The sequence below is a fragment of the Pseudonocardia sp. genome, assembly GCF_050246655.1.
GTDB lineage: Bacteria > Actinomycetota > Actinomycetes > Mycobacteriales > Pseudonocardiaceae > Pseudonocardia.
In genome coordinates this window covers 154,602-165,484 of record NZ_JBFWVQ010000002.1, presented here as the reverse complement: position 1 = coordinate 165,484, position 10,883 = coordinate 154,602, and the positions used below count along the sequence as shown (strand labels likewise).

Below are 10,883 nucleotides of genomic sequence, written 5' to 3'. Positions count from 1 at the left end.
CGGTTCGCCGACATCTTCCGCGGCAACTCGGCCAAGCAGGGCCTGCTGGCGGCGCGGGTCGAGCAGCCGGACGTCGAGCTGCTGTGGAAGCTGCTGGAGAACGAGCCGGGCACCGAGGTCACCGTCGACCTGGTGGAGCGGACGGTGCAGGCCAAGGACCTGACGATCCGCTTCGACATCGACGACTACACCCGCTGGCGGCTGCTGGAGGGCCTCGACGACATCGGGCTCACGATGCGCCACGCGGAGTACATCGCGACGTTCGAGGGGGCTCGGCCGGCCCGGCTGCCCGTCACGTCCTGATCACGGGAGCCCGCGCTCACGTCCAGTGGCCCAGCCAGGACTCCCGCCACGACACGGACAGCGCCAGCACGTCCTCCCCGCCGGGCGCGGCGGCCAGTCGCGCCCGCCAGGCGGACTCCAGGGCGTTGCACATCCGCCCGGTCGGCGCGGTCGCCCGGCTGGCCGGGAAGCGGGCGTCGACCAGCGCCCGCGGCACCCCGAGCTTGCCCTTGCCCTTCAGCCGGGAGGGCCCCACCTGGCGGCACACGAGGTACTCGATGGACGGCGCGGCCTGGTCCTCCCCGCCGAGCCCGAGGGACGCGAGCGCCTCGGTGAACGTCCCCACGATCGTGCGCAGCCCGTCGCCGGAGGGGCGGGCGCGCATCGTCCAGGAGAACCAGGCGGGCAGCCGCACCGTCGTCGTGTCCGCGACGACGGGCAGCGCCGGGCCGACGACCACCTGGTAGTCCTCGGCGTCGGCGAGCACCGTGCCCGGGACGGGGTCGGCGGGCGGGCAGCCGAGCAGGTCGCCGAGGATGTGCGGCAGCACGTCCGCGGGGCCGCCGCCGGACGGGCCCTCGGTGAGCACCCTGTTGATCCCGGTGAGCCGCCCCCGGGAGGCGCGATGGACGGCGAGTTGCAGGTGCACGAACGCGAGGTCGTCCAGCGGGGTCATCGAGCAGGCCAGCACGCCGGCGTCGGGACAGCGGGCGAGGAACGCGGCGACGGCGTGCACCGCGCCCAGCCGGGCGGGCCCGACGAGGGTGACGGGCAGGCAGCCCTCGGCGCTCGCGCCGTGACGCCCGCCCGGGCGGGTGTCGTAGCGCGCCCGGGCGGTGGAGCGGTCGTGGCGCGAGACGATGAACCAGTCACCGTCGTGGTAGCCCGCGCGGGTGTCGGCGAGCCAGAGGCCGAGGCCGCGTTCCCTGCAGAAGGCCGCGAGCCGGTCCGCGATCCGCAGGCGTGCGGCCGCGCGCGGCCGTGCCAGCGCCATCGAGAACCGCATCGCGAGCGACGAGGACCGCGAGCTGTCGACGGCGCGCGTGGTGGTGGCGCCGACGACCCGTCGGGACGTGTGCGGCGGGATCTGCGCCGGGCACTGCAGCGACACCAGCGGCGCCTGCTCCCGCAGCGACACCTCCGACACCTCGTGCAGCAGGTCGCGCAGCGCGAAGCCGTGGCGCAGCGTGACCCGGCGCGGCTCGTCCTCGATGCAGACGACGGCCTCGAAACGGTCCGCGGTGGCGTGCTGGAACGTCGGGTTGGGCCGGGCGCTGCCGTGGAAGGACTGGCGGGTGGTGCCGGGCTGGAGGTGCAGCGGGGACCACACGCCCTGCGCGGGATGCTCGGCCAGCCGCGTGCCGACCACGACGCCGACGCCGTTGCCGCCCGCGGACAGGGTCTCGGCGAGCCCGCCCGCGGCGCCGTCCAGGATGCCGAGCAGCCGCCCCGGCCCGTCCACGACGTGGTGGATCTCGAACTCCACCCGCATCGACGGCCGCGGCAGGCCGAGATAGCCGGCGCGGGCGAGGTCCGCGAGGCGGCCGGTGGCGGGGCTGCGGCGCGGCTCCTCGTCGGGGAAGCTCACTCCGCACCGCCGATCGAGGAGAACCGTGCGTCCATCGTGACGGGCGCGGGTGCGGTCCGGTCCAGCCAGCGGGGCGCCCCGAGGCGCACCAGCTCGGCCCGGTCGCTGCGGGCGGGCCTGCGCACGAAGAGCACGAGTGCCCCGAGCACCGGGACGATCATCATCGCGGCGAGGGTGGCGGCGATGAGCGTCCCCGACATCGCGGCGGCGATCGCGGCGGCGGCCACCGCGACGACGGCGACGCACAGGTTCGCCACCAGCCGCGACAGCGCCTGCAGCCGCCCGGCCACCGACGTGCGGTCCGGCAGCGCCAGCCGCGTGTAGAGGAAGCCCGGGACGAGCAGGAGCACCGCGATGAGCGCGTCGGGGTCGTCGACCGCGCCCATCCGCGCCACCCCGGCCGCGTCGAACGGCCACACCGACCCGGTGAGGAAGCACGCCGTCAGGTAGCCCATGGCGGCGACCGCGAAGCCGTAGAGCCGCACGGCGCTCGGCCCGGCCGCGGTGGCGTCGCGTAGCAGCGCCGCGGCGTAGATCCCCACCTGGCTGCTGCCGCGGGCGTCGGCGGCGGGCCCGCGCCAGTAGGCGTGGGCGCGGTGGCTCTCCGGGTCGCGCTCCACGGACAGGTCCCGGTGGGCCTCGCCGCCGCGCAGCTCCTGGGCGGCCCGCCGCAGCCGCGTGGCGTCGAGCAGGGGGTGGCGCAGGATCGAGCTGTCCACGCCGTGCTCGTCGGACTCCACGCCCTCCCCGGAGACCGCCACGCGGGCGAGCACCGCGCACTCGGGCAGCGTGGTGGGCAGGTCGACGCCCGCGTGGTCGGTGTCCCACTCGCGGCGCCGGACGAGGTCGGCGAGCTTGCGCAGCGTCGTGTGGGTCTGCAGCTCCAGGATCTTGCGGTCGGCGCGGTCCGCGGGCGGCTGCGCGAGCCGCCTGGCGAGCACGCCCAGGTCCGCGTGCAGCTCGTCGACGAGTTCGGAGTCGGCGTCGGTGGACAGGAACATCCGCTCGATGTGCACACCCGGCTCGGTCTCCAGGACGAGCTGGTAGGAGCGCACGCTGGAGGAGATGCGGCTGGAGTAGGTCAGGGAGTAGCCCTCGGCGCCGGTGCGCAGCTTGCGGCCCACCCGCCGCAGCGACCGGCCGGCGTCGGGCTCGTCGGCGTAGAGCGGCATCTCGTAGCGGACCAGGTGCTCGTCGCGGGAGGCGTCCAGCGGGACGACGAGCAGGTGGTCGTTCACCGCGACGTCGAACAGCGCGAAGTAGTCGGCGAGCTCGTCGGCGTAGTCGTCGAGGACCTTCAGCGCGAGCCTGCGGTGGCGTGCACCCTGGCCGGACACCGTGCCGTGCGACGAGGTGCCGATGATCTCGTCCGGTTCGGGCCGGTGCTGGTCGGTGAGCAGGCTCGCCATCGCGGACTGCACCAGCCAGCGCGCCTCGTGGGCCTGGGTGAGCAGCTCGTCGAGCAGCGAGGTGCCGCGGGCGTTCGGGTGGCTGTGCAGGATCCCCAACAGCAACCGGTACAGCCCCGCGGCGAGCTGCCGCGAGAGCTCGTGCTGGGTGAGCAGCGGAAGCCGGTCGCCCGCGCCGTCGCGGACCTCGACCGGGGCGACGCTGCGCCGCGCGATCCGCGACACCGGTACCCACACCGTGCCGCCGTGCTCGCGCAGGCCGTGATCGAGCCCCGCGAGGTTGACGTCGACCTCGGTGGTGCGGTGCGCGGAGCGGTGCGCGACGACGGTGAGCCGCTCGGTGAGCCTGCGGACGTGGTCCAGGCGCAGGGCGGCGTCGAGGTAGCCGAGGCCCGTGACGGCGTCCGCGCGCAGGAACCGCGGCGGCGAACCCGGCACCGGCACGCTCATGATCGCTTCGCGCAACGCGCTCACGCCGTCCACGAGCCCCCCTCGGCGTCCACGTTCCCAGGTCGCCGCAGCCTACGACAGCGGCTGCTCAGCAACTGTTCGACAGCTGTTGGGCGGTCCTCAACACCCTGCGCGCATGGCATCTCTCCCACGTCCCCGCCCGAGCCTGGCGGCCGCCTGGACCGGCTGGCCCCTCGGGCTCCTGCTCATCCTCGTCGTGACGGCCCTGGCGCCGCCCGTCGCCGTCGCCGCCCCGGTGCTCGCCGCCTACGGGGCGGCCGTGCTCTGGTGTGTGCGGCGCGGGCCCGACGATCCCGCGGCGAGCGGGCTCGTGCTCGCCGGGCCGGGGATCTTCACCCTCGCGGGGCTCACCGGCCCGCCGACGGCGCGCGAGCCCGGCCTGATGCTCGTCAACGCCGCCGTGCTGGGCGCGGCGGGCGCCGTCCTGCTCGCCTGCGCGGTCGTCCTCGCGCTGCGGGTGGGGTCCGGCGGGCGTGGCCCGGCAGCGCTCGGTGTCGTCGCGCTCGTCGTGGGCAGCGCCGGGTACCTGCTCAACCTGCTGTTGCGCGGCGCGGTCGTCGCGTCCGGCGCGGCGGCGCAGCAGGCGGCGGTGGAGGACGCGGCGTGGTGGGCCGCGTCCTACCTCACCGGGCTGGACGGCGAGCCGGGGCTCATGACCGTGCTGCTCGTGTGGTCGGACCTCACGCAGCTGGCCTACCTCGTGCTCGCCCACGCCGGGTTCGGCGCGCTCGCCGCCGCCCTCGGGTTCCGCGGTGTGGCCCGCGCGGGATACGGCCTCGCCGGGCTCGTCGTCGCGGGGGTGGCGGTCGCGGCCCTGCTGCCGGGCACCGCGGGCGCCGTCGGGGCGTGGACGGCGTTCGTCCTCACGATCCCGTTCATGAGCACGCTGGTGCCCTACGCCCTCGGGGTCGCGCTGCTGCGCGCCGGGAGCCCGGCGGCGCGGTCGGGGGTGAGATCCGCGGCGAGATCGGCACGAAGTCGCTGCTCAGCGGCCGTACAGTGAGCCAGAGCACGCTGCCGGCATGACGATCTCGCAGCTCCCGGTCCCCGTGGGGGACACGGCCGAGGAAGCCCGGCCGGGCTGCCGGCCGGGCTGCGCGCGCCTCTGCACCTCCGACGGCATGGCCGCCGCCTACGCGGAGCACCGCGCCGCCCTGCTCGGCCGCGCCCGCGCGGTCCTCGGCGACTCGGCGTCGGCCGAAGACGCCGCGCAGGAGGCCTTCCTGCGCGCCTGGCGGGCGTGTGCCTCCTTCGACCCCGGCGCAGGCTCGGGCGCGCCGCTGCGGCACTGGCTGCTCGTGGTGGTCCGCAACGTGGCGCTCGACATGCTCCGCGCCCGGGCGGCTCGCCCCTGCACCTACGTGACGACGCCGCCGGAACCCGCGCCCACGGGCGGGGCCTCGGCCACCGACCGGGTGCTCCTGCGGGCCGATCTCGTGGCCGCGCTCGCCCGCATCACCCCGGAGCACCGCGCCGCGGTGCTCGGCACGGTCGTGCGTGACCGCGCCTACGACGAGATGGCCGCAGAGCTGCGGGTGCCGCCGGGCACCGTCCGCAGCCGCGTCCACTACGGCCTGCGCCGCCTGCGCGCCGCGCTGGCGGAGCTCGACGGCGCGGACCGCAACGACCTGGACCCGGCGGCCTGAACCGCCGTCCCCGGAAGGACCCTCCGATGAGCCCGCCGACGAGCCCTCCGACAAGCCCGCCGACGAGCCCTCCGACGAGCCCGCCGACGAGCCCTCCAACCAGCACAGCCCTCGCGACCGCACCGGCACCGGGCCGGGTCCGGTCCGGGCGCACCGCCACTCTGTGCTCCACCGCCTCGGACGAGGCCGCGACCGCGCTGATGCCGGCCTTTCTCGCCGGGACACTGGCCGCGTCCCCGATCGCGCTCGGCGTGATCGAGGGCCTCGCGAGCCTCGCCGACGGGGCGGCCCGGCTCGCTGGTGGCGCCTTGGCCGAGAACCCGAGGCGGCGCGGCTGGATCAGCGCGGGCAGCTACGCCGTGATGGCGCTCCTCGCCGGGCTGGTGGCGGTCGCCGCGTCGGCGGTGCAGGTGGGGGTCCTGCGCGGTGGGTCGGCCGCCGCGCGCGGACTGCGCTCCCCGCAGCGCTACGCGGCCGTCCCGGAGCGGGTCGCCTCCGCGGGCTACGGCCGCGCGTTCGGGTTCGAGCGCGGGATGCACCACCTCGCCTCGGTCGGGGGGCCGCTGCTCGCGTTCGCGGTGCTCGCCGTCGCGGGCGTCCGCTCGGCCCTGCTCGCCGCCGTCGTCCCCGGGCTGATCGCGACGGTGATCGGCATCGTGCTCCTGCGCCGCCGCGGACGTGCCGTTCCCGCGGTGGCGCAGGTCCCAGCTCCCCGGTTGCGGGTCCGCGCCGTCTACACCGGCCCGCTGGGCAGGCTGATGACCGGTATCACCCTGTTCGAGCTGGCCAACTTCGCCGCCGTGTTGCTCGTGCTGCGGGCGACGAAGCTCCTGGAGAGCCGCGACGTCCCGTTCGGCCCGGCCGCGATGGCGGTGCTGCTCTACCTGCTGTGGCGGCTGGCCGCCGCGGCGTCGAGCCCGCTGTGCGGGCGCTGGGTCGACCGCGCCGGACCGGTGCCGGTGATGGCCGCCGGGGTGGCGTCGCTGCTCGCGTCCTACGCGGGGTTCGCGTTCGCCTCGGGCACGGTGGCCGAGCTCGCGCTGTGCTTCGCCGCCGCGGGCGCCGCGGGCGGGGCGATCGAGGCGGCCGAGCACGTCGGCGTCGCGCAGGTCGCGCCCGCCGGGCTGCGCTGGTCGGCGTTCGGGTCGCTCTCGGCGGTGCGCAGCTTCGGCCGCATGACGGCGACGATCGGCGCCACGGTCGTCTGGGAGCTCCTCGGCCCCGAGTACGGGCTGATGCTCGCCACCCCGTTCATGGTGGCCGCGGTCGTCGTGATGGCCCGCGGATACGCGCACGGTCCGGCGGTCCGGGTCGTGGCGGCGGTGGTCGTGACGGTGCTGGTGGCCGTGCTGCCCGTCCTGCTCGTGCTGTTGCTGAACGCGAGCGGCGCCGTCCGTGGATACGGCTGAACCGGACGGGCCGCCCGTCCGTGAACCGGGCCGGAAGGGCGGGCGACCCCCGCACCGCTCGCGGTGCGGTCGCACGCCGGGCGGGAGGAGGGACCGCGGTCCTGTCCCGCCACGGGCTGTCAGGTATGGCGGCTGGACTCGAACCAGCGGCCTCCCCGGAAAGGTTCCGGGGCGCTCTACCACTGAGCTACGCCAAGGAAGACAAACCACTCGCCCGCCCTTCCCCTCCGGAGACCACCGTGACCATCGTCGACGTGCGTGACGCGCTCGCCGACCGGCGCCGCTACGAGAGCCGCATCGAGCGGCTCCACCAGCGCCACCTGCTCACCGGCCGCCTGCACGAGCTGCGCCAGGACGACGTCTCGCTCGCCTCGGTCGTGCTCGCCCGGGGCCGGGTCGCGCGCCTGCTGGCCCGCGACGTCGCGGCCGGGCGCTACGCGCTGGAACCGGGCGAGCTGCGCACGATCCGGGCGCGCGGCAAGCTGCGCGAGGTCTACTCGTGCCGGCTCACCGACCTGCTGGTGCACGGCGTCGTCGCGGACGTGGTGGCGCAGGCGCTGGAGCCCGCGCTCTCGGCGCGCGTGTTCTCCTACCGGCCGGGCCGCTCGTGGTGGCAGCCGGTGGCGCAGTTCGCGGCGTGGCTGCGCGCCACCCGCCGTGGCCAGGCGCCGGGCAGCCGGGGCGTGTACGTGCTGCGCGGGGACGTCGACTCCTACACCGACTCGATCCCGCTCGGTCCGGGCTCGCCGCTGTGGCCGATGCTCACCGGCGCGCTCGGGCCGCTCCCGCCCCTGGTCACCGAGGTGGTGCGCACGACGCTGCGGGTGCCGGGCGGGGGTCTCGCGACCCGGGTGCGGGGGTTGCCGATGGGCCAGCCGATCGCGCCCGTGATCGCCAACCGCTACCTCGCCGATCTCGACAACGCCCTCGACCCGGCCCTCGCCGCCGTCCCCGGCGGGTTCTACGCCCGCTACGGCGACGACTTCCTCTTCGCCCACGCGGACGTGGACGCCGCCCGCAGCGCCGCCGCCACGATCGATGCGGTCCTGCGGGGCCTCGGGCTCACGGTGAACGCGCGCAAGCGCCGTGTCCTGTATCTGACCCCGCCGGGCCGCCCGTCCGGGGACTGGCCGGAGGCGACGGGGGCGCCCGCGGTGGCGTTTCTCGGCATGCGGGTCCACGCCGGCGGCGTCGTCGGCCTGGACCCGCCGAAGGTACGGGCGCTGCTGCGCGAGGTGGACCGGCGCACCGCGGCCACCGTCGCGACGCTCGGTCGCACGGATCCCGACCGGCTCGGCCGGGCGGTGTGTGCCGTGGTGAACAGGACGCTCACCCCGCGCGCGGCGCTCACCGAGCAACGGTCGGCCGCGGCGCTGCGCGAGATCGTCACCGACCGCGAGCAGCTGCGCCAGCTCGACCACCGCATCGCCCTGATCGCGGCCTGCGCGATCAGCGGGCGCCGCGGCCCGCGGGCGTTTCGCACCGTCGGCTACCGGCGGATGCGCCGTGAGTGGGGCCTGGCGTCGCTGGTCGCGACCCGCAACGCCCGGGGGCGCGCGTGAGCACGGGAACCGAGCGCTGGCTCGCGCGCCAGGCCGCCCGCGAGGCGCGGATCGTCACCCTGGAGCAGGCGCTGCTGGGCGACCGGCTGTGGCGCTACGCCGCCTACCGGTTGCGGTTCTTCACCGTGAACTGGCTGGTGGCGTCGATCGCCCACGCCGTCCTCGCGCTGGTGCTGCTGCGCTCGTTCGGGACGGACGAGCTGGTGTCCGCGGTGGCCGCGCACGGTGCCGTCCTGCTGGCGGGGCAGTTCTGGTGGGGGGTGCTGGAGGCCGAGCGGTCCCGGGTGCGGGAGCTGCACCGGGCGGCGCGGCCGCACCGGGTGCCACCGGTGATCGCGTCCTGGGTGAGCCTGGGGCTCGGGCTGGGCGGGGTGGTGCTCGCCGCAGCGGTCGCGTGGGTCGCCGTCCTCGGGCCCGGGGTCGCACAGCTGTACGTGGCGGCGCTCCTGGTGCGGCTCGCGGCCGAGCTGCCGGTGCGGGCCTACCACTCGGGGGTGTACGCCGTGCGCCGCGTCCGGCTGCCGCTCGGCGCGACGCTCGCCCCGCAGCTCGCCGGGCTCGCGGTCCTGGTCGCGCTCGCGGGACGGGCGTCCGCGCCGGTCGTCGCGGTGCTGGTGACGACGGTGCTGGAGACCGCGACGACCCTGCACTGGACGAGGCGGCTGCAGCACTTCCTGGGGGTTCGGCTGCGCGGGCGCCTGGGCCTGCGGGCCGCCCGCGGGTGCGCGGCGGCGTGGCGGACCGCGCTCGCGGCCGGGACGGCGAACGCCGTCATGGGTCTGGACGGGCTGGTGGTGCTCGGGCTCCTGGCCGGGGCGGCGTCGGCGGGCGTGTCGGCCGGGGTGTCGGCGGGCGTGTCGGCGCTGTTCCTGGTGCTTCCGACCGTGACGGCCGGGGCCGAGTGGGCGCGGCTGCTCTACTTCGACCTCAAGCGCCTGGAGCTGCGCCTGTTCGCGAACCTGCGGCGGCGGTTCGAGCGGTTCACCGCGTGGCTCGCCGTGGTGCTCGGTCTCGGCTTCGGGGCCCTCGCGGCGGCGGTCGTCGCTCTCGTGGAGCGGCCCGGGCCCGCGGAGCTCGGTGCCCTCGGCGCGTTCTTCGTGGCCCGCTCGGTGCTGGCGCGGGCGCAGATCCAGGCGTTCGCCGGGGCCGCGTACGCGGCGGTGATCGGCACCGGTGCGCTGTGCGCGGCCGGGGTGGTCGGGATCGGGTACCTGGCCGGGGCCGCGGCGCCGCTGCTGGCGGGTGTCGCCGCGGTGGTGGCGGTTTGCGCGGGCGCCCTGGCCACGCTGCGGCGCAGCAGCGTCGGCCCGCAGTGGCTGCGGCGCGGCCCCGCGTCCGCCCTGCTGACCCTGGAGTGGCTGCACGCGCTGGGCCGGGTGCGTGAGCCCGTCGTCGTGGGGTCGACGGCGCTCGTCGCGGCCCGCGGCCTGGAGCGGCTGGACGCGCGCTCGCGGGCCGACGCGGCGCGGTGGCGGCTCGCGCAGCTCGCGGAACGGGTCGCCCGCCGCGTCGGTCACGACGGTGGCGCGGCCTGGATCGCACCGGACCGGATCGTGTGGTTCTGCCCGCCCGGTACGCCAGGGGTGAGCGGGGAGTGGCTGCAGCGGGCGAGCGGCGGTCAGGTGCGCCGCGTGCGCACCGCGACCTGCCCCGACGGGGAGCAGGCCCTGCTGCACGCCGCGCGCACCCGGCTGCTCGGCGCGGCGGGCGAGCACCTGACCACGGCGATCCTGCCGGTCGACGCCCGCGACGCAGGCCGGGCGTTCCGGGCGGCGGTGCCCGGCGGGCTGGTCCACGAGCCGGGGCGGGGACCGTCCGGCCTGCGCGGGCTCGCGGCGCGGGAGCTGCGGGCCGTCCTCGCCGACGCAACGGCGTTCGCCCGCGATCTGCGGGTGCGCAGGCCGCGCTCCCGCTACGCCGTCACCCCGCTGTGCGCGGGCGGGGAGCTGGAGCTGCTGTTCGTCGCGGACCGCGCGGCGGGCCGGCGCGCGATCGCGGCCTGGAACCGCCGGGTGACGGCGCTGAACCTGCGGGCCGCCGTCGCGGGCCTGCGCACGCCGCGGCGGAGGCTGCCGTGACCGCCCGGATCCTGGCGGCCGGGCTGCGGCGCTCGCCGTTGTTCTGCGAGCTGCGCCGTCGCGAGCTCGCGAAGGTCGCCGCGCTGATGGGGGAGCGCGGGTTCGCACCCGGCGAGCACGTCGTCGTCGAGGGGGAGCGCGGAGCCGGGTTCTTCGTCATCCAGGCTGGCGCCGCGGAGGTCACGGTCGGCGGTCGCCGCATCCGGACGCTCGGGCCCGGCGACCACTTCGGCGAGGTGGCGCTCCTCCTGGAGATCCCGCGCACCGCGACGGTCACTGCGCTCGACGGGCTGCGCTGCTTCACGCTCAGCTCCTGGGACTTCCGGCGGCTCGTGGAGACCAACGCTGCTGTCTCCTGGCGGGTGATGGTCGGGATGGCGCGGGGGCTGGTCGCGGCCCAGGACGTGTTGACCCCTTCGACCTCGCCCTAGCTCGGCC

General features: G+C 76.6%; 8 protein-coding genes and 1 pseudogene. 7 read left to right on the top strand and 2 right to left on the bottom strand.

Annotated elements, in window-relative coordinates; all coding sequences use genetic code 11:
• Positions 1 to 303: pseudogene (locus AB7J25_RS01470) on the top strand (3-isopropylmalate dehydratase small subunit); the annotation flags it as partial.
• 16 nt (positions 304 to 319) lie between these two features.
• Here the strand turns inward: AB7J25_RS01470 and AB7J25_RS01465 are convergent.
• Together AB7J25_RS01465 and AB7J25_RS01460 are read right to left on the bottom strand one after the other, a co-directional pair.
• Positions 320 to 1,870, bottom strand: coding sequence for a hypothetical protein (locus AB7J25_RS01465; RefSeq protein WP_428504130.1), 1,551 nt, complete (start codon positions 1,868 to 1,870; stop codon positions 320 to 322).
• Positions 1,867 to 3,762, bottom strand: coding sequence for a hypothetical protein (locus AB7J25_RS01460; RefSeq protein WP_428504128.1), 1,896 nt, complete (start codon positions 3,760 to 3,762; stop codon positions 1,867 to 1,869). Before AB7J25_RS01460 ends, AB7J25_RS01465 begins: the two co-directional genes overlap by 4 nt.
• 103 nt (positions 3,763 to 3,865) lie before the next feature.
• On the opposite strand from AB7J25_RS01460, the gene AB7J25_RS01455 reads away from it, so the two are divergent.
• The 6 genes from AB7J25_RS01455 to AB7J25_RS01430 all read left to right on the top strand — a co-directional run bounded on the left by AB7J25_RS01455 (position 3,866) and on the right by AB7J25_RS01430 (position 10,876).
• Positions 3,866 to 4,753, top strand: a complete 888-nt coding sequence (locus AB7J25_RS01455; RefSeq protein WP_428504126.1) for a hypothetical protein — start codon at positions 3,866 to 3,868, stop codon at positions 4,751 to 4,753.
• Between the two features lie 19 nt (positions 4,754 to 4,772).
• Positions 4,773 to 5,396, top strand: coding sequence for an RNA polymerase sigma factor (locus AB7J25_RS01450; protein ID WP_428504124.1), 624 nt, complete (start codon positions 4,773 to 4,775; stop codon positions 5,394 to 5,396).
• Between the two features lie 26 nt (positions 5,397 to 5,422).
• Positions 5,423 to 6,805, top strand: coding sequence for an MFS transporter (locus AB7J25_RS01445; RefSeq protein WP_428504122.1), 1,383 nt, complete (start codon positions 5,423 to 5,425; stop codon positions 6,803 to 6,805).
• Positions 6,806 to 7,044: 239 nt separating this feature from the next.
• The gene (locus AB7J25_RS01440) at positions 7,045 to 8,367 is read left to right on the top strand and encodes a reverse transcriptase domain-containing protein (RefSeq protein ID WP_428504120.1); all 1,323 of its coding nucleotides are present in this window, start codon (positions 7,045 to 7,047) and stop codon (positions 8,365 to 8,367) included.
• Positions 8,364 to 10,445, top strand: coding sequence for a hypothetical protein (locus AB7J25_RS01435; RefSeq protein ID WP_428504118.1), 2,082 nt, complete (start codon positions 8,364 to 8,366; stop codon positions 10,443 to 10,445). Before AB7J25_RS01440 ends, AB7J25_RS01435 begins: the two co-directional genes overlap by 4 nt.
• The gene (locus AB7J25_RS01430) at positions 10,442 to 10,876 is read left to right on the top strand and encodes a cyclic nucleotide-binding domain-containing protein (RefSeq protein ID WP_428504116.1); all 435 of its coding nucleotides are present in this window, start codon (positions 10,442 to 10,444) and stop codon (positions 10,874 to 10,876) included. Before AB7J25_RS01435 ends, AB7J25_RS01430 begins: the two co-directional genes overlap by 4 nt.
• The last annotated feature ends 7 nt before the right edge of the window (positions 10,877 to 10,883 follow it).